This is a genomic window from Coprococcus sp. RTP31081st1_H1_RTP31081_211007 (assembly GCF_040227275.1).
In the GTDB taxonomy this organism is placed as follows: domain Bacteria; phylum Bacillota; class Clostridia; order Lachnospirales; family Lachnospiraceae; genus Coprococcus; species Coprococcus aceti.
Genome location: NZ_JBEHVP010000002.1, coordinates 11,894 through 37,577 on the forward strand (window position 1 = coordinate 11,894; position 25,684 = coordinate 37,577).

At 45.7% G+C, this 25,684-nt stretch carries 26 protein-coding genes and 2 tRNA genes; 11 read left to right on the forward strand and 17 right to left on the reverse strand.

The genetic code is table 11. The annotated features are described in order from the left end of the window. Positions 1-105: 105 nt before the first annotated feature. The 5 genes from ABUA31_RS04280 to ABUA31_RS04300 all read left to right on the forward strand — a co-directional run bounded on the left by ABUA31_RS04280 (position 106) and on the right by ABUA31_RS04300 (position 4,494). On the forward strand, positions 106-2,250 hold the full coding sequence (locus ABUA31_RS04280; protein WP_238050900.1) for a Tex family protein: 2,145 nt from the start codon (positions 106-108) through the stop codon (positions 2,248-2,250). A gap of 79 nt (positions 2,251-2,329) precedes the next feature. Next, the gene (locus ABUA31_RS04285) at positions 2,330-2,599 is read left to right on the forward strand and encodes a spore coat associated protein CotJA (RefSeq protein ID WP_022216734.1); all 270 of its coding nucleotides are present in this window, start codon (positions 2,330-2,332) and stop codon (positions 2,597-2,599) included. A gap of 2 nt (positions 2,600-2,601) precedes the next feature. Continuing rightward, the gene (locus ABUA31_RS04290; protein WP_022216733.1) at positions 2,602-2,865 is read left to right on the forward strand and encodes a spore coat protein CotJB; all 264 of its coding nucleotides are present in this window, start codon (positions 2,602-2,604) and stop codon (positions 2,863-2,865) included. After that, the gene (locus ABUA31_RS04295; RefSeq protein WP_015533421.1) at positions 2,865-3,488 is read left to right on the forward strand and encodes a manganese catalase family protein; all 624 of its coding nucleotides are present in this window, start codon (positions 2,865-2,867) and stop codon (positions 3,486-3,488) included. The genes ABUA31_RS04290 and ABUA31_RS04295 overlap by 1 nt, the downstream gene beginning before the upstream one ends. A 58-nt stretch (positions 3,489-3,546) precedes the next feature. After that, complete coding sequence (locus tag ABUA31_RS04300) at positions 3,547-4,494, forward strand: DMT family transporter (RefSeq protein ID WP_349818807.1); 948 nt, start codon at positions 3,547-3,549, stop codon at positions 4,492-4,494. On the opposite strand, the gene ABUA31_RS04305 is transcribed toward ABUA31_RS04300, so the two are convergent. Then, positions 4,489-6,327, reverse strand: a complete 1,839-nt coding sequence (locus ABUA31_RS04305) for a metallophosphoesterase family protein (protein ID WP_349818808.1) — start codon at positions 6,325-6,327, stop codon at positions 4,489-4,491. The genes ABUA31_RS04300 and ABUA31_RS04305 overlap by 6 nt on opposite strands. Positions 6,328-6,680: 353 nt before the next feature. On the opposite strand from ABUA31_RS04305, the gene pyrG reads away from it, so the two are divergent. Next, on the forward strand, positions 6,681-8,297 hold the full coding sequence (gene pyrG, locus ABUA31_RS04310; protein WP_015533424.1) for a CTP synthase: 1,617 nt from the start codon (positions 6,681-6,683) through the stop codon (positions 8,295-8,297). 92 nt (positions 8,298-8,389) lie between these two features. Here the strand turns inward: pyrG and ABUA31_RS04315 are convergent, their stop codons facing one another. Continuing rightward, a complete protein-coding gene (locus ABUA31_RS04315) occupies positions 8,390-9,016 on the reverse strand; it encodes an HAD family hydrolase (RefSeq protein ID WP_055224256.1) in 627 nt (208 codons plus the stop codon). A gap of 19 nt (positions 9,017-9,035) precedes the next feature. Then, positions 9,036-9,356 carry an ArsR/SmtB family transcription factor gene (locus ABUA31_RS04320; RefSeq protein WP_015533426.1) on the reverse strand — a complete coding sequence of 107 codons (321 nt, stop codon included), beginning with the start codon at positions 9,354-9,356 and terminating at the stop codon, positions 9,036-9,038. A gap of 191 nt (positions 9,357-9,547) precedes the next feature. Here ABUA31_RS04320 and ABUA31_RS04325 point away from each other — a divergent pair, with 191 nt between their 5' ends. Continuing rightward, positions 9,548-9,745, forward strand: coding sequence for a DUF378 domain-containing protein (locus ABUA31_RS04325; protein WP_015533427.1), 198 nt, complete (start codon positions 9,548-9,550; stop codon positions 9,743-9,745). 55 nt (positions 9,746-9,800) lie between these two features. Here the strand turns inward: ABUA31_RS04325 and ABUA31_RS04330 are convergent, their stop codons facing one another. Genes ABUA31_RS04330 through ABUA31_RS04345 form a run of 4 tightly spaced genes read right to left on the reverse strand, consistent with a single transcriptional unit; the run spans position 9,801 to position 12,983 of the window. Then, positions 9,801-10,751: a CPBP family intramembrane glutamic endopeptidase gene (locus tag ABUA31_RS04330; protein ID WP_015533428.1), complete on the reverse strand. Its 951-nt coding sequence runs from the start codon at positions 10,749-10,751 to the stop codon at positions 9,801-9,803. Between the two features lie 4 nt (positions 10,752-10,755). Beyond that, complete coding sequence (locus tag ABUA31_RS04335; protein ID WP_015533429.1) at positions 10,756-11,136, reverse strand: RidA family protein; 381 nt, start codon at positions 11,134-11,136, stop codon at positions 10,756-10,758. A 42-nt stretch (positions 11,137-11,178) separates the two neighbouring features. Further along, entirely contained in the window at positions 11,179-12,228 is a 1,050-nt protein-coding gene (locus ABUA31_RS04340) for a CvfB family protein (RefSeq protein WP_308936789.1), read from the reverse strand. Between the two features lie 35 nt (positions 12,229-12,263). Then, positions 12,264-12,983 (reverse strand): acyl-[acyl-carrier-protein] thioesterase, encoded by a 720-nt coding sequence (locus tag ABUA31_RS04345; RefSeq protein WP_015533431.1) that lies wholly within the window; start codon positions 12,981-12,983, stop codon positions 12,264-12,266. A 146-nt stretch (positions 12,984-13,129) separates the two neighbouring features. Here ABUA31_RS04345 and ABUA31_RS04350 point away from each other — a divergent pair. Further along, a tRNA-Gln gene (locus ABUA31_RS04350) sits at positions 13,130-13,202 on the forward strand. 219 nt (positions 13,203-13,421) lie between these two features. Here ABUA31_RS04350 and ABUA31_RS04355 read toward each other — a convergent pair. Continuing rightward, the gene (locus tag ABUA31_RS04355) at positions 13,422-14,273 is read right to left on the reverse strand and encodes an amidohydrolase family protein (RefSeq protein ID WP_349818809.1); all 852 of its coding nucleotides are present in this window, start codon (positions 14,271-14,273) and stop codon (positions 13,422-13,424) included. 143 nt (positions 14,274-14,416) lie between these two features. Between ABUA31_RS04355 and ABUA31_RS04360 the strand changes: the two genes are divergently transcribed. Next, on the forward strand, positions 14,417-15,157 hold the full coding sequence (locus ABUA31_RS04360) for an N-acetylmuramoyl-L-alanine amidase family protein (protein WP_349818810.1): 741 nt from the start codon (positions 14,417-14,419) through the stop codon (positions 15,155-15,157). Between the two features lie 74 nt (positions 15,158-15,231). On the opposite strand, the gene ABUA31_RS04365 is transcribed toward ABUA31_RS04360, so the two are convergent. The 7 genes from ABUA31_RS04365 to ABUA31_RS04395 form a co-directional block, all read right to left on the reverse strand. Further along, positions 15,232-16,329, reverse strand: a complete 1,098-nt coding sequence (locus ABUA31_RS04365; protein WP_117875354.1) for a GGDEF domain-containing protein — start codon at positions 16,327-16,329, stop codon at positions 15,232-15,234. Between the two features lie 129 nt (positions 16,330-16,458). Next, the gene (locus ABUA31_RS04370) at positions 16,459-17,031 is read right to left on the reverse strand and encodes an indolepyruvate oxidoreductase subunit beta (RefSeq protein WP_015533435.1); all 573 of its coding nucleotides are present in this window, start codon (positions 17,029-17,031) and stop codon (positions 16,459-16,461) included. Between the two features lie 2 nt (positions 17,032-17,033). After that, positions 17,034-18,776 (reverse strand): indolepyruvate ferredoxin oxidoreductase subunit alpha, encoded by a 1,743-nt coding sequence (gene iorA, locus ABUA31_RS04375; protein ID WP_055147951.1) that lies wholly within the window; start codon positions 18,774-18,776, stop codon positions 17,034-17,036. Positions 18,777-18,951: 175 nt separating this feature from the next. Continuing rightward, complete coding sequence (locus ABUA31_RS04380) at positions 18,952-20,790, reverse strand: vWA domain-containing protein (RefSeq protein ID WP_349818811.1); 1,839 nt, start codon at positions 20,788-20,790, stop codon at positions 18,952-18,954. Between the two features lie 119 nt (positions 20,791-20,909). Then, positions 20,910-21,620, reverse strand: a complete 711-nt coding sequence (locus tag ABUA31_RS04385; RefSeq protein WP_055274038.1) for an SH3 domain-containing protein — start codon at positions 21,618-21,620, stop codon at positions 20,910-20,912. Further along, entirely contained in the window at positions 21,617-22,135 is a 519-nt protein-coding gene (locus ABUA31_RS04390) for an RNA polymerase sigma factor (RefSeq protein ID WP_015533439.1), read from the reverse strand. Before ABUA31_RS04390 ends, ABUA31_RS04385 begins: the two co-directional genes overlap by 4 nt. 89 nt (positions 22,136-22,224) lie before the next feature. After that, a complete protein-coding gene (locus ABUA31_RS04395) occupies positions 22,225-23,166 on the reverse strand; it encodes a hypothetical protein (protein WP_349818812.1) in 942 nt (313 codons plus the stop codon). A gap of 181 nt (positions 23,167-23,347) precedes the next feature. Between ABUA31_RS04395 and ABUA31_RS04400 the strand changes: the two genes are divergently transcribed. After that, positions 23,348-24,067, forward strand: a complete 720-nt coding sequence (locus tag ABUA31_RS04400; protein ID WP_349818813.1) for a GTP pyrophosphokinase — start codon at positions 23,348-23,350, stop codon at positions 24,065-24,067. Between the two features lie 129 nt (positions 24,068-24,196). Continuing rightward, a tRNA-Arg gene (locus ABUA31_RS04405) sits at positions 24,197-24,270 on the forward strand. Positions 24,271-24,395: 125 nt separating this feature from the next. Here ABUA31_RS04405 and ABUA31_RS04410 read toward each other — a convergent pair. Both ABUA31_RS04410 and ABUA31_RS04415 read right to left on the reverse strand, forming a co-directional pair. Beyond that, positions 24,396-24,824, reverse strand: coding sequence for a hypothetical protein (locus ABUA31_RS04410; RefSeq protein WP_004853714.1), 429 nt, complete (start codon positions 24,822-24,824; stop codon positions 24,396-24,398). 71 nt (positions 24,825-24,895) lie between these two features. After that, entirely contained in the window at positions 24,896-25,663 is a 768-nt protein-coding gene (locus ABUA31_RS04415) for a hypothetical protein (RefSeq protein WP_349818814.1), read from the reverse strand. Positions 25,664-25,684: the final 21 nt, after the last annotated feature.

A 25,684-nucleotide genomic window follows, 5' to 3' on the forward strand; every position in this document is an offset into this window, starting at 1 on the left:
CTATCCATTTTTTATATACTTAACAAATGTGCTTCTATTAAATTTTACATTTACAATGAAATATTTTTTACTTTGCACATCACACTTTACAAAAGGAGTATATACATGGACATAATCAAGAAAATTGCTCAGGAGATAGGCTGTCGTGACAGCCAGGTTGAAGCAGCGGTAAAACTCATCGACGAGGGCAACACAATTCCATTCATTGCCAGATATAGAAAGGAAGCCACCGGCTCCCTCAACGACGAACAGCTTCGTCTTCTTCACGAAAGACTTGTATACCTTAGAAATCTCGAGGACAAAAAGGCTCAGGTCATCGCAAGTATAGAGGAGCAGGGAAAACTTACAGATCAGCTCAGGACGGACATTGAGAAGGCCGAGACCATGGTTCTGGTCGACGATCTCTACAGACCATACAGGCCTAAGCGAAAGACAAGGGCAACCATCGCCAAGGACAAAGGGCTGGAGGGGCTTGCAAACATCATCATGCTGCAGATGACCAGAACTCCGATAGTCAAGGAAGCTGAAGCTTATGTGTCTGAGGAGAAGGGCGTTGCAGACACCAGCGAAGCCATCGCAGGCGCAATGGACATAATCGCTGAAAATATATCTGACACCGCCGATTACAGGACTCACATAAGAGACCTCACCACCAGACACGGTGTGCTGAGAACAACAGCAAAGGACCCGGAGGCTGAATCCGTATACGAGATGTACTACGACTTCTCCACCCCTGTATCCAAGATGACCGGATACAGAACCCTCGCCGTTAACCGCGGTGAAAAGGAAAAGTTCATCACAGTAAAGATCGAGGCACCGGTCAACGACATAATATCATATCTGAAAAAACAGATCATCGTCAGAGACAATCCTGAGACCGAACAGATACTTTCAGACGCGATCGCAGACAGCTACGACAGGCTCATAGCCCCTGCCATCGAGAGGGAGATCAGAAACGCCCTCACAGAGACCGCTGAGGACGGTGCCATCAAGGTATTTGCATCGAATCTGCAGCAGCTCCTCATGCAGCCTCCTATCGCAGGACAGACCGTGCTCGGCTGGGATCCGGCGTTCAGAACCGGCTGTAAGCTCGCAGTTGTGGATCCGACCGGAAAGGTTCTCGACACCGTTGTCATATTCCCAACGGCACCTCAGAAGAAGGTTGCAGAGGCTAAAAATACTGTGAATGCTCTTATAAAGAAGTACGGCATAACTCTCATATCCGTGGGAAATGGTACGGCATCCAGAGAGTCAGAGATGGTGATCGCCGAGCTCATCAGTGAACTTGACACACCTGTACAGTACGTGATAACCAACGAGGCAGGAGCTTCTGTCTACTCCGCCAGCAAGCTTGCAACCGAGGAATTCCCTCATTTTGATGTTGGTCAGAGAAGTGCGGCTTCCATCGCCAGGAGAGTACAGGATCCTCTGGCAGAGCTGGTCAAGATCGATCCAAAGGCTATCGGAGTCGGTCAGTATCAGCACGATATGAACCAGAAGAAGCTGACAGAAGCCCTGGACGCAGTTGTTGAGGATTCTGTAAATAAAGTCGGCGTCGACCTCAATACCGCTTCTGCCCCACTTATGGAGCACATTTCCGGAATAAACAAGACGCTGGCCAAGAATATCGTGGATTACAGAGAGGCAAATGGACGCTTCAAAACCAGAAAGGAACTCCTCAAGGTTGCCAAGCTCGGACCTAAGGCATTTGAACAGTGCGCAGGTTTCATGAGGATAAGCGGCGGCTCAAATCCTCTGGATGCCACATCTGTACATCCTGAGAGTTACGATATAGCCACTGCCCTGCTGAGCCACATCGGCTACACAACCGATGACATTGCATCCGGCAGGCTCAAGGATCTTTCAAAAGCCGCCGGCAACATCAAAAAGCTAGCTGAGGAGCTGGGAACAGGAACGATAACTCTCAACGACATCATAAAGGAGCTTGAAAAGCCTGCCCGTGATCCCCGTGACGAGATGCCAAAGCCGATCCTCAGAGGAGATGTCCTTGAGATGAAGGATCTGACAGAGGGAATGATACTCAAGGGAACCGTCAGAAACGTGATCGACTTCGGTGCATTTGTGGATATAGGTGTTCATCAGGACGGACTTGTCCACATCTCAGAGATGTCCGACAAATTCATAAAGCACCCTCTTGACGTGGTGAGCGTCGGCGACATTGTCCAGGTAAAGGTCATCGGCATAGACCTCGCCAAGAAACGCATACAGCTCTCCATGAAGGGTATTTAACACACGACAAAATACAGTAACATATTTAAGCCTCCAGCATAGTTTATACAGAGAAAACTTATGTATGGAGGCTTTTATAGTGGAACAAAACAGAAACTGCTGCCGTAACGGCCAGAATCGATGCTACTATAACCAGGGAACCTCTGTTAAATACACCGCCTCATCCGGCTCCAAGCCACGCTCCTGTGACTCCGGCACTGCCACTTCAGTGAGAACCGACAGGCCGCTCGGAATGGCTTATATCCCTGAACAGCTCTTTGAAAATCTGTACGATGCAAAATGCGGACTGATGGAGGGCACCATGTTCAAGGATCTCAATCTGATATTCTGCGGGGTAAGGGGGAAATAGCCATGAATAAAATGAACAAAAAACAGCTTCTGCGCTTTATCACAGAGGTCTCTTTTGCACTTGACGATATTGCGCTCTATCTCGACCTTCATCCCGACTGCACCAAGGCACTTTCGAGCTATGACAACTATCAGAGCATGCGCACCCAGGCTATAAATGATTACGTGAACATGTATGGGCCGCTGAACAAATATCAGGTCACTGACAACAACTATTTCAACTGGGTCAATGACCCTTGGCCATGGGAAGGAGAGTGTAACTGCTAATGTGGGTTTATGAGAAAAGATTACAATTTCCTATAAATATAAAGGAAACCAACGCAAAGCTGGCTCAGGACATAATCAGTCAATACGGCGGTCCGGACGGTGAAATGAGTGCCTCGATGAGATACCTGTCGCAGAGATATTCCATGCCTGACAAGAAGGTCAAGGCGGCTCTGACCGACATCGGAACCGAGGAACTTGCCCATCTCGAGATGGTTGCGACCATCATTTACCAGCTCACAAGGGATCTGAGCATCGAGGAGATCAAGGCATCGGGCTTTGACAAATATTATATCGACCACACCATCGGCATCTGGCCCCAGGCGGCAGGAGGAATTCCATTTAACGCCTGCGAATTCCAGTGCAAGGGCGACGCGATAACAGATCTTTTTGAGGATATGGCCGCTGAGCAGAAAGCCAGGTCGACCTACGACAACATTCTCAGACTGTGCAAGGATCACCCGGACGTATATGAGCCTATCAAATTCCTGCGCGAGAGGGAGGTCGTGCACTTCCAGAGATTTGGCGAATGCCTTGAGGCTGTAAAAGATACCCTCGATCACAAGAATTTCTATGCATTCAACCCTTCATTTGACACCAAGGCACCTTGTTTAAAGAATAATTGAAAATTAGAAATATCGGTGGTAAAATGATGTCACTTTTAACAAGAGAAGAGGCGGTGTTATGTCAGAAAAACAGATCAACCACTCACAGAGATTCGGAATCATACTGGTTCTGTCATGCGGAATCATGTGGGGCATAAGCGGAGTCCTTGGACAATACGTGTTCCAGTCGTCAGATGTAAATGCCACACAGCTTTCCATAATCAGACAGTTTATATCCGGTGTCGTACTGCTTGTCATCGCCGCCGTAAAGGGAGATAAAAGGGCTTTGACCATATGGTCAAAGCCTAAAAGTGTCATATCTATGCTGTTCTTTGCACTCTCAGGTGTCATGGGCGTGCAGTTCACATACTTCGCTTCCATCGAACATTCCAACGCCGCAACCGGCACAGTGATCCAGTTCACATACATAATCATGCTGCTGTTGTACACAACAATATTCATGCACAAGAGACCTCATATATATGAAGCCGCCTCAGTCGTATGTGCATTTGCAGGTATCTTTCTGATCGCCACACACGGCAGCCTGAATTCCCTTGCCATATCCAGGCCGGCGCTCATATGGGGACTCACCTCAGCGGTATGTTTCACTATATACTGCCTTTATCCTCAGAAGCTCTACAATGAATATGGTCTGGTAAATATCATAGGCTGGTCATCACTCATAGCCTCCATTTTCCTTGCGCTGGTCACGAAAACATTCTCACTGCCTCACATGGATGGAAGGATAATTGCAGCCTCACTTGCGGTAGCCATTGTGGGCTCCCTCATCCCATTTACAATATACAGTCTCGGCATCAGCATCCTCGGAAGCGTGAAGGCGAGTCTTTTTGTCACAGTCGAGCCCGTGTCAAGTGCCCTGCTGACGTGGATCTTTCTGGGAACCCAGTTCACCCGTATGGATCTGATCGGTTTTCTCCTGATTCTTGGATCCATACAGGTTGTTGCCATAATGACATTTCACAATGAAAAACACATAGTAAAAGCTGAACAGACCCATCTGTCATGATGAAAGTCCATCCAGTTCATCTATCGCACATCTCATAACCCGGATCTCCTGAAGCTTTTCATCAAGAAGCTTCTCCCGGTGTGTGAGTTTTTCGTATATATCTCTTCTTCGTCCGTCAAGGCTTTGCAGCCCGGTTCTGCGGCTGTGTATCTCATCCCGCTGTGCACAGAGCTTATCAAGTTCCGCCCTGCTTTCCTCAAGCTCCGCTGTCAATCTCTTTCTTCCACTCTTCTTCCTGAGTCCCCAGTATTTTGACAACGCATATCCAATATAGTATGCAAGTCCCGCAGCTCCGACAGCAAAGAGCATCGCATACACAAGTCGTCCGTCCGGGAGAATATTATCCCCCCATGCGACCAATGCATACATTATAACTATCGACAATATTCCAAGTACCATGAGCGGTACAAGTGCTGTTCTTACTCCAGTCCTTATCCAGCTTCGTCTGTACTCCTTAGGAAGCTCCTCCAGATGACGTCTGAGCGTCGTGATCTCAAGTTCGCTTTTCCTCTCCTGTGCCCATACCGAGTTAAGCTCACCCAGAACATCAGAGCTGACCTCGTAGTCATTTTGCAGGCTCATATATTCCCTGACCGCAGCGTCCGCCTCGTATGTCTGACATTTCATCCTGAGTATCTGTCTGACCTGTCTCAGTGTATCGTGATAAAGCTCCCTGCCCATTTTTCTGCCCGATCTTGCATACAGCCCCGACACCTCTATCATCATGTCGACCGCAAGTTTTATTCCGTCTCTGCTTTCAAGATCGGCAACATTCAGTTTATCGAGCAATCGGCCAAATTCTGTATTTTTGTTGGCTCTGGCGTATTCACTGTAGTCGGATCGTTCAAATCTCTCACCTTCCACCGCCAGGATTCTGTAATCCTTCAGCATGGATGATATATCGAAGTTCTTCTCACAGCCCGCCATACGGTTCAGGCATATGGAATATATATTGTCACGTCCCTCAAGCTCCAGGATACCCAGAATGGCCTCCGTCAGAGCACCGTCCCTTGTATCGTTATCCACCGGATAATCAATTCTTTTATATTCTCTGACCGCAGCAGGCACAAACTTAGTCGAAACCACTCCGTCAGACATTTCCCCATAGATATATCCATGTGCGCCTGTTGACTCTCTCGACACAGCCTCCGGACTTCCAGAATAATAAGCCTTGCCCGGAATCTTCATCTGATACTTCTGGCGGCCGCCAAACGCAATGTAATTAAATCCACTGGCACGCAGCCTGTTCCAGTCAACCGGCATCCGTCTCCGGTCACCCCCACATGCGATCAGCACATTACATACCGCTTCATCCTGCGGTTCTGCATCATCCACCACCCTGGCATCCATCTTCCTGTCAAAATAGCTCACGCCGTATATATCAACGTCCTTGTCCGGAAAATGAATATGATCCAGTGCCATGGTCGCCTGCTCATCCCTGACCGCTGTGTACCCCATATCTCCAGTCTGTTTGTCTCCAATCTGTCTTATTCCAGGGCTTCCGATCACACACACACGGGATTTGAAACCATAGTCAAGAAGCGGCGCATCACTTCCCAGATTATCCTGAAATCCAGCAGCATATATGACCACTGTATGCTTTAAGCTTCCAAATATCTCATCAAGCCATACAAGCTCTTCCTCAGATGGCTGATGGTCAAACAGATTGCCTGCAACCAGAAGAAAATCCACGTCAAGCTCCCCGGCACGTGCCACCACAGCCTCAAATGTCATGTATATTTCGTTTTTCCTCTCGCCGCTCCATACACACTCCCTGTCAGGCAGCGCGCCGAGCAGCACATCGGATATATGTATAAACGTTATCTTTTTCATCAATCTGTATATTCCAATCCCAAGCATGAAAATGCATTATAATCCGTATTTGTTATGTGTGAGCATGACGCACGCCCCACATTTACATACTCTTTTATAATTATATTAGTATATGTCGATACACGCAAGTGCAACGACATAATGTATGTCGTGCACAGGTGCGACAGCCTTCACGCATCAGTGTGCTTCATTATTTCATGTCATCTGACCCTAAAACGTTCATTTCAACAGCCAGAGCATTATTTTGCCAAGTTTAATTTGTTTTTAGCTTGTTTTTCTCAATTGACTTTTAGATATGGCTTGCTTATAATATGTTAATGTAGTTTTTTGAAGTATTAATGGAGGATATAATTATGGCAGTCAAGTATGTGTTTGTCACTGGTGGTGTTGTATCTGGACTCGGTAAGGGTATTACTGCTGCTTCTCTTGGACGTCTTCTCAAGATGAGAGGATATAAAGTCACAAGCCAGAAGTTCGACCCTTATATCAATATTGATCCGGGAACAATGAACCCTATCCAGCACGGCGAAGTTTTTGTCACTGACGACGGCGCCGAAACAGATCTGGATCTCGGTCACTATGAGCGTTTTATAGACGAAAGTCTCAACAAGAATTCTAATGTAACAACCGGAAAGGTATACTGGAGCATCCTTCAGAAGGAGCGCCATGGTGATTTCGGAGGACACACAGTACAGGTAGTGCCACATATCACCAATGAGATAAAAGACAGATTCTACAGAAATCCCGATGCAAAGGATACTGAGGTAGCGATAATCGAGATCGGCGGAACCGTTGGAGATATCGAAAGCCAGCCATTCCTTGAGGCTATCAGACAGTTCCAGCATGAGGTCGGTCCTAAGAACTGCATCATGATCCATGTAACTCTTATCCCTTATCTGAAGGCTTCAGGTGAGATCAAGACCAAGCCTACCCAGGCGAGCGTTAAGAATCTTCAGGGAATGGGTATTCAGCCCGATATCCTCGTATGTCGTTCCGATCTTCCTCTTGATCAGGGCATCAAGGATAAGATCGCACTGTTCTGTAACGTGCCGAGCAGAAACGTTATACAGAATCTTGACGTGGATGTTCTGTATGAGGTTCCACTTGCCATGGAGAAGGAGCACCTTGCCGATGTAGTATGTGAGTGCCTGGATATGGAATGTCCTCCACCTGCAGAACAGGCATGGCTCGAGTGGACAAGCATGATAGATGCATGGAAGCATCCTGAGAAGAATGTAAGAGTTGCTCTGGTCGGAAAGTACGTATCACTTCACGATGCCTATATCTCAGTAGTTGAGGCATTGAAGCATGCCGGCGTTGCCAACAAGGCAGAGGTTGAGATCAAGTGGGTTGACTCCGAGCTTGTAACAGAGGAGAATGTCGCTGAGATCCTCGGCGATATAGACGGAATCCTTGTTCCGGGCGGCTTTGGCGACAGAGGTATAGAGGGAATGATCACTTCTATCAATTACGCCAGAACACACAAGGTTCCTTACCTTGGACTGTGTCTCGGAATGCAGCTCACGATAGTTGAATTTGCAAGAAATGTACTTGGATATTCAGACGCCCACAGCTCTGAGTTCAATCCAAACTCATTCCACCAGGTAATCCACATCATGCCAAACCAGCACGATGTAACCGATCTTGGCGGTACCCTCAGACTTGGTTCATATCCTTGTGTGCTTGCAAAGGATTCAAAGTCATACCAGTTATACGGTACAGAATATATCCACGAGCGTCACAGACACAGATACGAGGTCAACAATGACTATCGTCAGGCTCTGACTGACAACGGAATGGAGCTTGTCGGACTGTCACCTGACGGACATATCGTCGAGATGATCGAGATTCCTGAGCATCCTTGGTTCATCGGAACACAGGCACATCCGGAATTCAAATCAAGACCAAACAAGCCACATCCTCTTTTCAAAGGATTTGTAGCAGCTGCACTTGAGCATATGGATAAATAATATATAGAGACAGGGAGTATATCAACTGATGATATACTCCCTGTTTTTCTGTTTATTATGTTTTATAGCAGGTCTGTAAATGACCTTCCGGATCACTCCACCACGTCAAGAAGTTCCGCAAATGTATGGATCTCCGCATCCTTATCCTTCACACTGCCAAACCCGTATGCCGCGTGAATAAACTTTATCCCGGCAAATCTGGCACTGTCGCAGTCTCCCTGGATGTCGCCGACATATGCAGCATCCTCTATTCCATTCTTCTCCATGAGTATCTTTATACTCTCGCCCTTTGATACCTTTGTATCTCCCCAGCAGAGTATATCCTTAAAATACTTTCCAAACCCGTAATAATCAAGAAATGCCTCTATATATCCACTCTGGCAGTTGCTGACTATAAACAGCCTGTGTGATCCCGAAAGCTTCGCAATGGTATCCTCTACACCATCGTACAGAACGCCGCCATGTTCACGGAGATACTCGTTCTCATAGTCTCCGCAGGCATCCATAAGCTGAGTCATTCTGTCCTCCGAATACGCTCCGAACAGCTTGTCGGCAATGGCATCCATAGGCATACCCATAACAGATTTGATATCGGCCTCTGTCACCTTCATGTCCACATCAGCCTGTCTTTCGAGGACTTCACTCCAGGACGCAGCAACATTTGCCGCGCTGTCCCACAGAGTTCCATCCATGTCAAATATAAGTGATTCTACCTTCATATTCTACCTCTCGTATATTCTATTCAAGTATATGGTCAACACCCTGTTTGATGATGGTCACAACGTGCTCATCGGCCAGGGAATATATTATATTCTTGCCCTCTCTTCTGCTTTTTATCAATTTGGCCTGCTTCAGCACCCTGAGCTGGTGTGAAATAGCCGATGCATTCATCTCCAGACGCTCTGCGATGTCTCCGACACTCAGTTCCTGCTTAAGCAGGGCGAACATGATGGATATACGTGTCGCATCGCCAAACACCTTGAACAGGTCTGCCAGATCTGCGAGATCCGCCTGTTCCAGTTCATAACTGTCAAAAAAAATATTTTTATCTTCTGCCATATCTATGGTCCTTTCTGCTCCCAAACAAGCAACTCACGTGTTCCATTTGAACAAGTATTCATATGTAAATTTACTACACTTACTTTTTTGTGTCAAGTCACCTGAATCTCATGAATATTTCAAATGATAACTGCACACAATTACATCATACTGAAACGCCGCATTTGGCGCGATCATATTGGAGGTCAAAAATGAAAACATTAAATTGCATATGTCTCACACTGACCATAATCGGTGCTATCGTATGGGGCATTATAGGACTGTTCAGCTACAACATAGTGGACGGCATCTTCGGTGCCGGAACTGCATTTTCCAGAATAATCTATACTCTGGTGGGTGTTGCCGGACTGTATGCCATCTCCTTCTACTGGTTACTCAACAGGGATTAACGGCATTAATATGCAAATGCCCGCACCTATAAAAGTGCAGGCATTGTATTACATATCATAAAACAAATTCTGTTATTATCATAAATCCTATGCATACGCACAGTGCCAGAACAAGCGGCACAGATATGATCCTCGGTCTCTTGACCTCAGCGTTCCTGTTTCTTCTGAACATCGCCAGCATATCCATATGCCTTCCATTCAGGTACGCCAACAACACTATCATCGCCGCAGCCGCACACAATCCCATAAATGCAAATGGAATATATATCAATATCGTCTGCTTGAGCTGATCTGCTGCTATTCCCTCAGAAGCCTGTTTCTCCACCATCTGCTTTAGCACGCTGACATGTGATGCTATATAGCTGATGATGACGGATATCTCATTAAAGCAGAAATGGGCATACATGGTCGTAAATATACTTCCTGTCGCCTCGGCAAGAAATCCCAACATCATTCCCAGAACCATCGCATATGCCATCTGATTGAAATTCATGTGCATGGCTCCGAACATTATTCCTCCTATGATTATAGCCGCCAGTCTGCTGCCATATCTGTAGCTTCCCATTATGACGCCTCTGTAGGCAAGCTCCTCCACGATTCCCGGAGTGACCGCCATGAGAAGTGTTGACACCCACAGCTTATGATTCGACACAAGACCTGTTGCAAGCTCGGTAGTGGCACTCTCCACCCACAGAAGACTTATGGCATTTATGAGTGTCATAAGAGGCTCAAGAGCCACGACGAATGCCGGAACGATGATTATCGCCAGCCAGTGCGTCTTTTTCAGTCTGAGCGTTTCGCGCAGATCACATTTGCTTATAAGAATATATATGATCGTCGGCACGAATATCATGCTCTGGCTCAGGATCAGATTCTGAACCATGGTTATATGTGAGCCGATATTCGTCTTCCACAGGATCATAACAACACACAGATACACACATATCAGCGACAGGAAAAACCATGACGCTCCGTGTACCTTTCTCTGAACATTGTCCTGTCTCATACGCTTACTCTACTGTAGCGATGGCTTCTATCTCTATAAGCACATCCTTAGGGAGTCTTGCAACCTCCACGCATGAACGTGCAGGGAAATCGCTTGTGAAGAAGTCCTTGTAAATATCATTTATCTTGCCAAAATCATTCATATCCTTGATAAATACTGTTGTCTTCACTACCTTATCCATAGATGAGCCTGATGCCTCTATGAGATTCTTGAGATTGCCGATCGCCTGTCTTGCCTGTACAGTGACATCTCCCTCAACCAGTGTATTTGTCTCAGGATCGATAGGTATAACTCCTGATGTAAAAAGCATTCCATTCACGAGAACCGCCTGTGAATATGGTCCTATTGCCGCTGGTGCCTTTGGTGTACTTATTATTGTCTTCATGTTTTGTTCCTCCTGTTTTTTACTATTATATATGATGAACTATTACTCCTCATCCATCTCGCTCAGCTCCGCCATGAGAGCCTTTCTGTTGTTGCGCCTTCCGCCATTGCTTCTGGTGAATTTCACAGTGCCTTTTCTGTCTGGCACGGGCTCCGGTGACCGTCTGGATACCGGCTTCTTCGTCTCAGGCTTTGCACGCTTTACAACATCGGCTTTGGTTGTTCCTTTTTTCGCAAGCTCTGCCCGCTCTTCCTCGGACAGTATCTCAATGTTCTTCTCTGTGATCCTTATCTTACCGTCCTTGAGGAGCTTGCCAACCGCCGTCTTAAATGCTCTCTTGCTTATTCCAAATTCCTTCTCTATCACCTTTGAATCTGCCTTGTCATTGAACGGGAGCACTCCATTATATGAATCGATGATATTCAATATCATCTCTGCATTCTCCCTAATCTGCATCTTTATCGGCTTCTGCATGGTGAGGTTCAGCTTGCCGTCTTCCCTGACTGACGCAACCCTGCCCTCAACGTGGTCGCCGGCATATATGGCACTGTGTATCTCCTTCTTCGGGATAAGTGCTGAATATTTGTTGTCCACAGCGACAAATGCACCATACTCGGAGCTGTACTCTATAACTATTCCCGATATAGCATCTCCCTGCTTATATGGGGAATTGCTGCTCAGATACTCATAAACCTTCATGGACACACACAGTCTGTCCGATTTGTCAGTGTACATTCTGACCAGATATTCATGGTTCTCTCTCACTGGGCCAACCTGCTCCTTAAACGGAAGCAGAATATCCTTTTCAAGTCCCCAGTCCATGAATGCACCGATCTTGGTAGTTCCCACACACCTGAGAACAGCCATCTTACCCATAGTTATATATGGAACATTCACAGTTGCAATGAGTCTGTCGTCAGAATCCCTGTATATGAACACGTTGATGTGCTCGCCTGTCTTTATGCCATTCGGAACCTGCTTTCTCGGAAGAAGCACCTCACTGTCAGAATCCGCACATCCAAGATACACACCAAATTCCTTTTCTCTCTTTACTATAAGATCATTCCATTCGCCTATCTTTATCATCGTCATACCGTCCTCTTAATTTTTTCTGTCGACACAGTATATCATATATCCTTACTGCTCCGTTCAAACTGGACAACACACCTTGTCCTGTCCTCTTCATCTGCCAGGATTATCTGAACATATCTGTCGTCAATAAACCTCTTTACTACTATAACATCATCTTTCACATATTGCATCTTATATTCCGCTCTGACTGCAATAATATCCGCAACATCATCCACGTATTCCTGGGCAAGAGCAATATACGCTTCATTATTCATATGATTGTTGGAGTCTATCTGATAAGACATGACCTTTCTGGTATCTATAGTCTCCGCATCGCCCAGCAGTTTTACCTTGCGCGGCGCATACTCCATGTCTATGGCAGGCTCCATCGGATATGCGTCTGACACCTCTTTGTCTATCTTGACAGGTCTCAGCCTCTCGGTGTCCATATAGCTCCAAATGGATGCCGCCTTAACTATGCGTTCTCCATTCTCGTCCAGTATATCTATATTTCTGAATCCCAGAGATGCCTTGAAATCATATGCCCACGTCCTGACCTTGATCTTCTCTCCCATCGCAGGATATCTGACCACCTCTATCTGCCAGGAAACCAGGAACCATGCTCTGTGGTGTTCTGCCAGATAATCCAGCCCTATGCCGACCTCCTCCGACTGCAGTATAGCACAGTCCTGGAAATAGTTCGCTATGGTCGCCATGTTGGATATCTTATTTCCACCAGTCTCACTATACCTGACTATCGCTTCATATGAATACATTACGCCACCTCCATGATGCTCATTTTACTATAATTTTATACCCTATTTAGAGGGCTATCGCAAGGTGAAAAATTTTTTTGAAATTTTTTTAAAAAAGTGCTTGCATTATTCTGAGCTTTAGTATATACTACCATTTGTTGAGGCAATGGGCTATCGCCAAATGGTAAGGCACTGGACTCTGACTCCAGCATTTTCAAGGTTCGAATCCTTGTAGCCCAGCTACTAAGACTTGAGATTTATCTCAAGTCTTTTTTATTTTATAAACCGCTTCATATAATGATACTTACAGTGGGCAGTCCGCTCCACAGCACATAAAAAAGACATGTCGTTAGGCTCCGACATGTCTTTCGTGTATTACTATCTGTGAAAAATTTCATTGGCGTAACAAAAATGTAACACATTTTTAAAACATTATCAATAGGTTTTCGCGTATTTTTTCTAAAAATTCAATTTCAATCCAAGCAATTTTCGCGCATTATTCTCAAATATATTGTTTTTGTCCACATCTTCCAGATCAAGGGCCTCTATGTCCGCACATGACTGTTCCTGATCAGACCATGGGCTGTCCGTTCCGAACAGGATCTTGTCAGACCCGTGAGCTGCCACTATCTTCTTAAACATGTCACCATCAAGAAGCTGCCATCTGTGCGATGCCCCCTCCCGCCAGTCTATCTGTCCATAGGAAAATGCCGTGTCAAAATACACATCTCTTCCGCAAAGTCTGTTCAGCACGTCATCCCACATCTGCCATCCACCCATATGGGCAAGCACAAGCTTGTCAGGCCCAACCTCATCCAGCACCTCCTCCGCCATTGCAGGAGTGCAGTGAGTCACATCAGGAAGTCCTATGTCTGTTCCCGCATGTGTCACCACGATAAGCCCAAGCTCTGTGGCATAGCTGATTATCCTTTTATATCTTATATCGTTGAAAAAAGCCCCCTGGTAGTCAGGATGGATCTTTATCCCCTTCAGACCTTTGTCGCATATATCCCTGAGTATCTCTTTGTAATTGTCATTGTCGGGATGTATCCCTCCAAACGACCACACATGTGTCTCTGAAAAGCGCTCATTCTCATCAACTGCGAATTCATTTATATGCTTATATTGTTTCGGAGACGTTGCCACCGGAAGTACCACAGACACATCCACATGTCTGCTCCTCATGTCATTCTCCAGTCCGTCAAGTGTGCCATCCGAATGTGCCCTTGTACCGGATCTGCTCTCCAGAAGCCCTACCGTCTTGGCTGCTATCCTGTCGGGATACGTGTGTGTGTGAAAATCTATTATCATAAATATTCCTCCTGTACATTTATACTGCGTAAGCGCAGAACACCTCTGCTGCGGCCATGCTGTTCACGTTCTCCATATCCCCAGTTGAAAAACATCGGATTTTGAGGTATCTTTATCAAAGATATTTCCACAAAGGAGAAAACATGAGCAAACGAAAAAAGAAAATGACGCTGAAACAGATGCGTTCCCTCGTCGTCTTTTTGGTCGCCATAAACATCATACTATTATTGTGCATACTTGTCATGGGATTTTTTCTGGCAAAGGCACAGATCACCAAGGGGAAAGGACAGACTGTCATGCTCCAGAAGGCCAACGACACATACACGGTGTGTGTGGATGCTGGTCATGGAGGAAGCGATGTAGGCGCTGTGGGACTTGACGGAAGCTACGAGAAGGACGACAATCTCCGTCTTGCGCAGGAGGTTGCCAAAGCCCTGAAAAAGAGCGGCGTCAACGTCATAATGACCAGATCCGACGACAGCGACACACAGCTCGACTCCCGTTCAAAGATAGCAAACAAGGCCAAGGCTGATATCTTCGTTTCGCTACACCGCAATTCAACAGCCAACCCAAACACCACAAAGGGCATTGAGATATGGATACACAGCTCAGGATCTGAGCGCAGTTATGCGGCCGCAGATGACATTCTGAGCAATCTCGAGGAAGTTGGTATAACCTCCAACCGAGGGGTGCGAATCGGAACCCAGGGAGACAGCGATGATGACTATGCAGTCATCAGAGACACCGATATGACAAGCATGATCGTTGAGATGGGCTTCATGACCAACCAGGACGATCTGGACTATTTCAATGAAAATCTTGAGAACTACGCCAAGGCAATATCCAACGGTGTGGTTCAGTGGCTGAACGATTATGTCCAGTAACGCCGGACATATCATAACATTTGAATAATTCCATAAAAAAATAACACATTGAGCACAGCCCAATGTGTTATTTTTTATTCACTTATAACTGTTCTGTTTCTTCCTGATTCCTTCGCCTTATAGAGTGCTGAATCCGCTCTGTTGAACCATGCCTTGGAACTCTCTCCCTTGGTGTACTCAGCGACACCACAGCTACAGGTTATTCCATCCTTGTTCATAAAGTGGAAATAGTAGCATCTGAACTCTGTTCTTATGTCCTCAACAACATTCATGACCTTGGACAGTTCCACATCATGGAACAGTATCACGAACTCCTCACCGCCGTATCTGAAGGCAAGTCCCATATCCTTCGACTTCTCCTTCATCATCTTACACAGCGCCTTGATAACTATATCTCCATTGCTGTGGCCATATGTATCGTTGACTTCCTTGAAATGATCTATATCAAATATGGTGACATAGGACTTCGCCCCAGTCTGCTCCACATTCTCGATCTCCTTATCAAGGCTCTCCTCAAATGATCTTCTGTTGTACAGGCCTGTCATCGGATCAACCATAAGCTCACTCATCAGTGTTACCTGTCTGTTGTAGCTTCCGGCAATCGATTCCATAAGTGCCTTCGTGTGCTTGTTGACGACCATAACCATCGCACACATAACAGATACTACCAGTATGTATATGAGCAGTGCTCCAACCCAGTTCATCTGTGTGGCAAGCTCACCGACATTCAAATGTAATCTCACAACATTGATGACCATGAGTGCAAGCACCGCAACTCCCGACCATACCGTCAGCTCCTGATCTGCAAATAACGCCGTGGCAATTATGGTGACACACGGAATAAGTATAAGCGGGTATATGGTGCAATATGTAAATGCTATAACACCGACACATACATATATCATACCTGTCACGACATAATTCTTGTGCTTTATGTCCGCCTCATCGTGCTTCATATAAAAATAGCAAATTGTGATTGCTATAGCCTGTACTATCATCGGCAGCACGATATACTTTACTATATATGCGCCTGCTCCTATGCTCTTATCTACTCTGTATACTCCAAATAATATCCATGAAATAACAAAAGAAATACTGCATATAACTATCATCATACGCCATACCAGCATATGCCATCTTGCGTCAATCTCATCCTTGTTAATATCATTCATGTGTACGCACCCCGCAAACCATCATATGTGTTGATTTTACCATATGAGGGTCCTTTTTTCCACCATTAATCAACAAAAGACGGACTTTTTTTATGCCAAAATCCGTCTTTTGTACTAAAAATCGTCAAATTACTTAAGGTTGTAGCCAACCTCAAATGCCTCAAGATTCTTCTCCACTGTCTTAGGTGGAACTGTGTTCTTGATAACCTCAACCCATGCATCATGTGAGAAATCCATGTGCTGTGCCGCGATTCCTATGATGACTGTGTTAAATACCTTGTTGTTGCCAAGCTTCTTTGCCTCGTCCATGGCATCAACTGAGATAACCTTGTACTTGCCGCTGAGCTCCTCGATGATTCCATCAGGATACTGTGCTGCGCCTGTAACTACAGTGATAGGATCTATTCTCTGGTCATTTACGATGATAACTCCATCCTTCTTCAGGAAGTGTGCATATCTGAGCGCCTCAAGTCTCTCAAATGCTATGAGGACATCTGCACATCCCTCTTCCACGATAGGCTCATTTACCTTCTCACCATATCTTACATATGTAACAACACTTCCACCTCTCTGGCTCATTCCGTGAACCTCTGAGAGCTTTACATCATAACCTGCTGCCGTGGTGATTCCACCGAGTATACGGCTTGTGAGAAGTGTTCCCTGTCCGCCTACGCCGACGATCATAATATTCTTTGTCTCCATGATTAGAACTCCTCCCTTTCTATAGCATCGAACTTACAACGCTTCATGCACAGTCCACAGCCTGTACAGAGTGTGTCATCTATACGGATGGTTCCATCCTCCTGCCTGATAACTGCAGGGCATCCAGGCTTTAAGCACATACCGCACTTCTTGCACTTCTCAGGTATTGCCTTGCATCTTCCTGTTATCTTAGTCGTCTTCAAGAGTACACAAGGTGACTTTGTGATGATGACTGATACCTCATCCTTTGCTGTCTCCTCCTTGATGAGCTTCTTAAGACCTTCTATATCAAATGCATTTATCTCATGGACGCTCTGGATTCCCAGTGCCTTGCAGAGATTGTAAATATCAATGGCATATGTAGGATCTCCCATCAGTGTCTTACCTGTTGCGGCGTGATCCTGATGTCCTGTCATACCTGTTGTCGAGTTGTCAAGTATGATGACTGTTCCTGTGCTCTGGTTGTATACCATGTTCATGAGTGAGTTCACACCTGTGTGAAGGAATGTTGAATCACCTATGACCGCTACCCAGTTCTTGATATAATCCTTGCCCTTTGCCTTCTCCATTCCATGAAGGGTAGAGATGGATGAACCCATGCAGACTGTTGTGTCAATAACACTGAGCGGTGCGACAGCTCCGAGTGTGTAACATCCGATATCTCCTGCAGCGTGGATCTTCAGCTCTGAGAGGACTGAGAATACGCTTCTGTGTGGACATCCTGGACAGAGGATAGGTGGTCTAGCTGGAACCTGAGCAGCCTCGACTGTCTCTACCTTCTCGCCGAGAAGCTTCTCTCTGAGCATATTTGCGCTGTACTCACCCTGAACTGTAAGCAGCTCCTTGCCGACTGCATCTATTCCCCATGATCTGACCTGAGTCTCGATATGTGGCTCAAGCTCCTCGATGACATACACCTTGTCTACCTGTGCACAGAAGTCCTCGATCATCTTTCTTGGGAGTGGATTTACCATGCCAAGCTTTAAGACCGATGCGTTTGGCATAGCCTCTCTGACATACTGGTAAGGGATACCGCTGGTGATGACACCCACACTCTTGTCTCTCATCTCAACTCTGTTGATCGGCATGTCAGCTCCGTCTGCTGCCATGTCCTTGAGTCTCTGCTCTACAAATACATGACGTGGTATAGCGTTACCAGGCATCATGACATATTTCTTTATATTTCTCTCATATGGCTTGTCAGGAATCTCCTGTCTGTCACAGAGCTCTACAACGCCCTGTGAGTGTGAGAGTCTTGTGGTTGTACGGAGCATTACAGGAGTATCATACTTCTCACTCAGCTCAAATGCATACTTTGTGAAATCCTTTGCCTCCTGGCTGTCTGATGGCTCAACAACTGGGATCATGGCTGTTCTTGCTACAAGTCTTGAATCCTGCTCATTCTGTGATGAGTACATTCCAGGATCATCTGCTGCAACAAGTACCATACCTCCATTCACACCTGTGTATGCTGCGGTGAACAGCGGATCTGATGCCACGTTCACACCTACATGCTTCATCGACACTATTGATCTCACTCCCGCAAATGATGCACCGATCGCTACCTCTGTGGCTACCTTCTCATTTGGTGACCACTCTGAGTAGATATCTCCTTTGTACTGCACCATGTTCTCACTGATCTCTGTACTTGGTGTTCCAGGATATGCCGCTGATACCTTGACACCCGCTTCATAACAGCCTCTGGCGATGGCTGCGTTACCAAGCATAATCTTTTTTTCGCCCATGAATCTTACCCTTCCTGTCTATATTGATATTCTTGTTTTTATTTTTTCGTCTTAATTGACACTCTAATTTGTTATTATACAAGAATTATCAATAAAATAAAAGAGTTTTATACAATGTGATTACAAAGTGTGATTACAAAGCCATATCGAACAGCTCCTCTTATCGACATTTTCCCTAGTCAGTTATATTCTGCGTCTGACGTACCATGTCTGCAAAGCCCTGCCACTGCATATCGATAATATCGCCACTGCCGGCTGAACTGTCCACCTTACCGCCAACAAGAGCCATAACCATATCAAAATCTGCAGAACCCACATATTCACTGTTTTTGAGGATCATACCATAGGCCGCCACGGCACTTGCCGCACTCATGTCAACGGACATTTCGCTGCTGTAGCTGTCAGTCTTCACCACACGGCTCACAAGACTGCTCTTATCCCCATCCGGCTCCTTGTATCTTACGTTCACTGTCGCAAGCTCACCGGTATAGTCCTCTGCGCTATCAGACTTATCCTTAACGTCTTGTGATGCAGTCTCCGATGTATTTGCCTGATTGGAATCCTGTCCGTATTTGTGCTCGGCTGCAGGCACATCGAAGTCTGATCCCGCAGGCACTATCTCATAGAGCACCGTCACCATATGTCCTGCGCCTATCTCGCCGCCGTCCACAGCGTCATTTGCAAAGTCCGCATCCGCAAGGGCGCGGTTCTCATAACCTATCTGCCTGTAACCCTTGACATTTGCCGGATTGAACTCTATCTGAAACTTCACATCCTTGGCAACGGTGTTCAGAGTTCCGCCCATCTCGTCCACCAGCACCTTCTTTGCCTCATACGCAGAATCTATAAACGCATAGCTTCCATCACCATTATCAGCAAGAGCCTCAAGCTTGTTGTCCTTCAAATTGTCCGTTCCAAACCCAAGCACGCTGAGAAAAATGTTGTTTTCCTTCTTCTCCTCGGTTATCAGATCCACAAGGTCGCTCTCACTGGTAAGCCCCACGTTCAGATCCCCGTCCGTTGCAAGTATGACACGGTTGTTGCCTCCCTCTATAAAGTTCTTCTCCGCCAGCTCGTAAGCTGTGATGATGGCATCTCCGCCGTTGGTACAGCCCTCGGCTGTCATACTCGAAAGCGCCTCATTTATCGTGTACTGCTCTGAGCCGGATGTGCCCGAGAGCACCACCGTATCCTCACCCGCATATGTGACTATGCTCACCTTGTCGTTCTCATCCAGATTCTCCGCCAGCATGGCAAATGACTGCTGCACGAGTGGGAGTTTGTTATCTTCATACATGGATCCCGAGGTGTCGATCAGGAACACCAGATTTGAAGGCTTCTTGTCTCCAAAATCTATTTCATCCGTGTTGATCCCAACCATCATGAGCTTTGTGGCCTTATTCCACGGGCAGTCCGAATATTCTGTGTATATGGAGAACTTCTCTCCATCCTCAGGCTTCCTTCTGTAGTCATAGGTAAAATAGTTCAGCATCTCTTCTATTCTCACCGCTCCGTCCGGTGGGAGACAGCCTGACTCTATATACGACCTGACGTTGCTGTATGATGCCGTATCCCTGTCCGCCGCAAATGTGGAGAGAGGTCTGTCCGCTGTGGATACAAATCCATTCTCCGCCACGCTGTCATACTCTCTCGTATCGTAGGCGATCTCTGTATACATAGAATTTGAAGCATCTGTCACCATCGCTGTATCTCCAGCGACTGTTGCCACATCACAAGCTTCCTCCGCATACATAACATCATTCGACGTACTGTTGAATATTCCACTCAAGCCATTGTCCTGCAGCGACTTCTTTTTTTGCTTACTTTCTTTTTCCCTGTACTTTTCTGCGATCCCTGTTATCTCTGTCTTATCCCCATTTTGTTTTTCAAGGCGCATTCCCCTGCCATCTACTGCATCATCGTTACCGCAGCCCGTAAGACCTCCTACCATCATAATCCCTGCCATAACTGCGCATATGGATCTTGCAAATATTTTTGAATTATATTTCATCATAAAAAATCCCTCCGTAATATGAATTTCAAGCTACCGGTCAAGCTTTATATTCTATATACGAAGGGATTACTATTTTTTATGGTAATTTCTGTATTTTTTTAATTTTTGATTTGTTTGTGCTATTCTGCCCTCTCAAATCTGTACCAGTTGCCCTCAACCTTCACTACAAGGCTGCCATCATCACACACAATGTAGGCTGAGTTTCTGGATGGGTTCATGTCAAAGTTGACCTCGCCGTCATTTGCCGGCACGCCATCGGTGTAGCTCTCAGCGTAGGCCGCTTTGCTCTCATCCACGCTGTCAGCATCGACCATGTCGTATGTGTCCCTGTAGAGCACACCATCCAACATGATCATGGGGATATAGTCAGCACTATTCACAGAATTCTGAGCATCAGTATTTCTCTGTACATCATAACTCGCCGTGGCGTTTTCTGCCATTTCAGCAGCATCGCTTTGAATATCGTCTGCCGCAGCCGCGTCACTTTCTTGTGCATAATAACTTTCATCCGAAGTCACCTTCACACTGTTGTCCTGCGCTGTCTTATCGCTTGCCCTCTTACGGCTGTTCCTTAACGGTCCGGCTACGATCAGCACACACACCACTGCCGCTGCCACAAGACCGGAAACGATCTGGATGGTTCTTCTGTTCCTGTCTTTACGGTCTTTCTTGACTCCAAACTTCTTATCTCCAGATTTCTTATCCTGCACCCGATGCGCATCCACCGCATCAAGTCCTGCCTCTATTTTTCCCCAGAGATCAGGTGCATCCATATTCTCTATATATTTGTCAGCTATTTCCTTTTCCAGTTCATCTTCATGTCTGTTCATAGTCTGCACCTCCTAAGTCTCTTGATCGCACTGTTGTAAAGCCACGTGACTGTTCCCATCGGCTTGCCAACTATCTCTGATATCTCTCTGAAGGTAAATCCTCCAGCCACCTTCATATCAACTATCTCCCGCTCATCAGGCTTAAGCGACTCCATGGCCACCTTCAGTGACACGCTGTTCACAACCTGTTCCTCCATGCTGCCACTCTGCCCGGTCTCCGGTATCTCATCCACCAGAGCCTCACGGTCTATCTTCCTGATCCTGTCCACCGCCATATTCCGGGCGATCGTGACCAACCATTTCTTATGTCCATTTCCCGGCTTATAGCTTCCCGCAATGCTATACAGCTTGATGAAGAATTCCGATGTCACATCCTCAGCCTCCTCGCGCTGTCCTATGGTGTCGTACACCACAGCATATATGAGCTTCAGATACGCATCATATATGTGCCGCAGGCTATCCCTGTCGCCCGCCGCCATCGCAGACATGCACTGTTCAAATTCTCTGTCTGTCATAGCTCCCTCCTCATGATAATATACGTTATATCAACTGATTTTTATGGAATGTCATTTAACTTTTTAATCTTTTCCGCCTATTTACAACATCATATCTTCCGCATGGCGGCAAATCCCATCACGTAATTTTTCCTGCCACCGGCCGTGTCAAATGGCCATACCATATGGCGGCTGTCAACCAGCTCCACGTCGTAGTTCATATGAAGCGACATATCCTTCATGAGCTGTGCCACACCTTCTATGTGCTCCACCGACTTCATCGTCTCCACATCCCGCCTGTCAAATGCATTTGCAAGCTTCTCTGCGCATGTCTGATCCTCACATGCAGCGACCTCATATCCATATATGAGGACATCCTTTGTCATATGGTACATGTAGTCATTGAGTCTCTCCACCGCCGCCTCGTTCAGCCCCGAGATGGCACTGCTTATGAGTCTAAGATCCTCGTCATGATAATTGTCCCTGTAGTGGTAAAGCAATGCCGCAAATCTGGAATTGAGCTGGCTGTGAAGCCCGACCGCCACACTGTAATCAAATATATCAAGATACCTGTCGGTGTCATTTACTATATCCCCAGATTCCGTTCTGCCAATATATTTACCGGAATTGGCAGTCGCTATGCCTGTCAGGAACTCAAGTATATGCTCGGTGTCCTCACAGTCCTCAAGCATCGCCTCATACAAGCGGTACTGGTCATCGTCTACAAGCCAGAATGGAATATCCGCTATTATATAATCCTGTTCCTTCAGCCCATATTCCCTGACTGCCGAAAGCACAGCTTCCCTGTCTCTGTCTATGAGCACCAGCCTGTAATTATCTGCCAATCTTCCTATATCTATATCGCCGGCCGGCCCTATTCCCCACAGTGCAAGCACAGGCTTTGAATTCGCTGCATCTGCATCCTGCCCGGATTCTTTTTTTACCCGGCAGTTATTTTCTATATATTCCGTCACCTCACGTCTGTACTGTTCCCATCCCACATAGGAATCCGGTATACGCTCCGTGGCGATCATCTCATCAAAATAGCTCATTGTCTTCTCCTGACTCTGTGAACTGACAAATAAAGCAAAATGGTTATGCCTGTCAGTATTTATTGATCATTCACAGGTATTTTATAAAATTTTATTTTTAAGCACAAGTGGAATGTAGTATAATACACATAGTTGTGCAACAGGACACACCATTCCAGTTTTTTTACATTTTGGAGGAGTTATGGAATCAATACAGACAAACGCTCTGAACAGCAAATACATCAATTCACTCCTGCGCCCGGAGGAAAATCCTTTCATGCAGGAGATGCATAGTTTTGAGGAGATCATGATGATGTATTCATGTGCCATCAGAGAGGTGAAGACAAAATTTGAAGTGCTGAACGATGATTTCAGCGTAAGATATAAGAGAAATCCTATAGAATTCATACAGTCAAGGATCAAAAAGCCTGTCAGCATTGCCAAAAAGCTTGCAAGCAAGGGCTGTCCGGTTACATGTGCAAGTATACTGAACAATCTGGATGATGTCGCCGGAATAAGGGTCATCTGCCCATTCATCGACGACATATATATGGTGGCAGAAAAGCTCATAAGTCAGGACGACATCACCCTGATCGAGGCAAAAGACTACATATCGCATCCAAAGCCAAATGGCTACCGCAGTCTGCATGTCATAGTCGAGATTCCTGTGTTCTTCGCAGACCACACAAGGAATATGCGTGTGGAGGTACAGATCAGAACAATCGCGATGGACTTCTGGGCGAGCCTGGATCACCAGCTCAGATATAAGAAGGATATCCCGAACGTGGACATGATATCCGCAAGACTTAAGAAATGCGCAGATGTGATATCCGCAACAGACCTTGAGATGCAGTCCATCAAGAACAGCATTTATGGTCAGCGATATATTCCTGAACTTAAGAGAGAATCACCTAAAGAATAATTACAGTTATTTTTCTCCTACTGATATTTTTTCAACCACAGGGAGAATGAAAAAATTGAAATATTTGCAACTTTTTATTTGACATTTGCTCAAACCTGTTGTATTATAACTGATGTTGTTAATCAACATGTGTGCATAGCTCAGCTGGATAGAGCACTTGGCTACGGACCAAGGTGTCGGGGGTTCGAATCCTCTTGCGCACGTGACAGAAGCTGTCTGAATTATTTCAGACAGCTTTTTTGTTTCATCAAAACTAACTTTATAACAGCCAAATATTATTCATAAAAAAGCCAGGGGGTGCGACTATAAGCTTTATTTACATAAAGTGCTACTCCCTGCTCCCCAGATATTCTTCCACCTTCTCCGGCGTATCCAGTCTCAGCCGTACAATAGTCATCATGATCATGTATCGCAGGACTTCCTTTAATATCTCTTCGTCAAACTGCGACTTCATATTTTCCGGATACGCATGTACGAGAAAATGCACATTGTAGGCATCGCCCTGTCTTGAGATAAATGCACTCACATAGAGTCCATTCATGACCGCTGTTATGATGTCGTCATCCGTGATCTGTATATTTATCTTATACATCTTTGATATAAACTTTACCGTCTTGTCTTCTTTTACGAGAAAACGCCTGTCTGTAATCTCTCCTATGGAAAAGTTCTGTTTATGGAGTGTTATCGCCTGCAGGAATTCTGATTCCCTGTCATTCTCAATTATATAATCATATATATCATTAGGTGTGTATGCCATATTGTTCAAGTTATCCTTTCATCTATTTGTCTATATGCTAAGCGCTTTTGTCTATCACTCGTCCGGAGTCGTCACGTCACACTGCCCATCGTAAGTCCGATCACAAATACCACAAATGCACCAATCGTAAGCACATACCACTCGATAACACGGACTGTAAGTTCCCAGTCAGACGGCTCAACATCATACAGGTTTCTCACCCTGGGCCACATGGCCAATCTGAAAAGTTCATCTGGAAACAGCATACTTACGACCGCAATGATGCATATAATGATTCCGAATATATATAATACTATATTTCCTCTGTTTGTTGTCTGCGGACCATTAATAAACTTCACTATTTCATAAATATCCGGCGGATTTGCATAATAATCTCCTAAAACCACATCAAACTCGTTGGTCATCGTGCCGTCCGCATTGTATACCATGTATCCATCTTTTGAGACAGCGCCTCTAAAAAACACCTTATCACCCGCCATGATCTTTACTCCGATATAATCATCAGATGATAACATGCCGTTCTCCGTCCCTGCCGGTATGGCAGAATGATCCTCCATCCAGCTATATGGTCCATATGTTACGTCTCTATACCCATCTCCTGTAAATCGATGATAACACTTAAATTCTATGCTCTGGTCATCATATACTATGATACTTGTATGTCCATCTGTATATGTCACATTTCCCTGTTCTTCTTTTCGGGTCAGAAAGTCACCCCTGAATTCTATTCCCTTTATGGACATTATAATCGGATAAATTATGGAAAATGCTATGATCATTGCCACTATAATGCTCATCAGAACCTTTTGCGTCCTGGATAAATTCTTTATTCTCTCCATATACATTTCCCCCTTCGATCA

What these genes read in the sequence shown, in the direction of transcription:
- ABUA31_RS04370 (WP_015533435.1), bottom strand. Translation starts at nt 17,031, where the DNA reads ATGGAGACAAAGAATATTATGATCGTCGGCGTAGGCGGACAGGGAACA.
- ABUA31_RS04315 (WP_055224256.1), bottom strand. Translation starts at nt 9,016, where the DNA reads ATGAAGGTAGAATCACTTATATTTGACATGGATGGAACTCTGTGGGAC.
- ABUA31_RS04360 (WP_349818810.1), top strand. Translation starts at nt 14,417, where the DNA reads ATGAGCAAACGAAAAAAGAAAATGACGCTGAAACAGATGCGTTCCCTC.
- ABUA31_RS04340 (WP_308936789.1), bottom strand. Translation starts at nt 12,228, where the DNA reads ATGACGATGATAAAGATAGGCGAATGGAATGATCTTATAGTAAAGAGA.
- ABUA31_RS04345 (WP_015533431.1), bottom strand. Translation starts at nt 12,983, where the DNA reads ATGTATTCATATGAAGCGATAGTCAGGTATAGTGAGACTGGTGGAAAT.
- ABUA31_RS04380 (WP_349818811.1), bottom strand. Translation starts at nt 20,790, where the DNA reads ATGATGAAATATAATTCAAAAATATTTGCAAGATCCATATGCGCAGTT.
- iorA (WP_055147951.1), bottom strand. Translation starts at nt 18,776, where the DNA reads ATGGGCGAAAAAAAGATTATGCTTGGTAACGCAGCCATCGCCAGAGGC.
- ABUA31_RS04415 (WP_349818814.1), bottom strand. Translation starts at nt 25,663, where the DNA reads ATGGAGAGAATAAAGAATTTATCCAGGACGCAAAAGGTTCTGATGAGC.
- ABUA31_RS04365 (WP_117875354.1), bottom strand. Translation starts at nt 16,329, where the DNA reads ATGAATGATATTAACAAGGATGAGATTGACGCAAGATGGCATATGCTG.
- ABUA31_RS04355 (WP_349818809.1), bottom strand. Translation starts at nt 14,273, where the DNA reads ATGATAATAGATTTTCACACACACACGTATCCCGACAGGATAGCAGCC.
- ABUA31_RS04390 (WP_015533439.1), bottom strand. Translation starts at nt 22,135, where the DNA reads ATGACAGACAGAGAATTTGAACAGTGCATGTCTGCGATGGCGGCGGGC.
- ABUA31_RS04280 (WP_238050900.1), top strand. Translation starts at nt 106, where the DNA reads ATGGACATAATCAAGAAAATTGCTCAGGAGATAGGCTGTCGTGACAGC.
- ABUA31_RS04395 (WP_349818812.1), bottom strand. Translation starts at nt 23,166, where the DNA reads ATGAGCTATTTTGATGAGATGATCGCCACGGAGCGTATACCGGATTCC.
- pyrG (WP_015533424.1), top strand. Translation starts at nt 6,681, where the DNA reads ATGGCAGTCAAGTATGTGTTTGTCACTGGTGGTGTTGTATCTGGACTC.
- ABUA31_RS04335 (WP_015533429.1), bottom strand. Translation starts at nt 11,136, where the DNA reads ATGAAGACAATAATAAGTACACCAAAGGCACCAGCGGCAATAGGACCA.
- ABUA31_RS04320 (WP_015533426.1), bottom strand. Translation starts at nt 9,356, where the DNA reads ATGGCAGAAGATAAAAATATTTTTTTTGACAGTTATGAACTGGAACAG.
- ABUA31_RS04300 (WP_349818807.1), top strand. Translation starts at nt 3,547, where the DNA reads ATGTCAGAAAAACAGATCAACCACTCACAGAGATTCGGAATCATACTG.
- ABUA31_RS04305 (WP_349818808.1), bottom strand. Translation starts at nt 6,327, where the DNA reads ATGAAAAAGATAACGTTTATACATATATCCGATGTGCTGCTCGGCGCG.
- ABUA31_RS04400 (WP_349818813.1), top strand. Translation starts at nt 23,348, where the DNA reads ATGGAATCAATACAGACAAACGCTCTGAACAGCAAATACATCAATTCA.
- ABUA31_RS04295 (WP_015533421.1), top strand. Translation starts at nt 2,865, where the DNA reads ATGTGGGTTTATGAGAAAAGATTACAATTTCCTATAAATATAAAGGAA.
- ABUA31_RS04330 (WP_015533428.1), bottom strand. Translation starts at nt 10,751, where the DNA reads ATGAGACAGGACAATGTTCAGAGAAAGGTACACGGAGCGTCATGGTTT.
- ABUA31_RS04385 (WP_055274038.1), bottom strand. Translation starts at nt 21,620, where the DNA reads ATGAACAGACATGAAGATGAACTGGAAAAGGAAATAGCTGACAAATAT.
- ABUA31_RS04325 (WP_015533427.1), top strand. Translation starts at nt 9,548, where the DNA reads ATGAAAACATTAAATTGCATATGTCTCACACTGACCATAATCGGTGCT.
- ABUA31_RS04410 (WP_004853714.1), bottom strand. Translation starts at nt 24,824, where the DNA reads ATGGCATACACACCTAATGATATATATGATTATATAATTGAGAATGAC.
- ABUA31_RS04290 (WP_022216733.1), top strand. Translation starts at nt 2,602, where the DNA reads ATGAATAAAATGAACAAAAAACAGCTTCTGCGCTTTATCACAGAGGTC.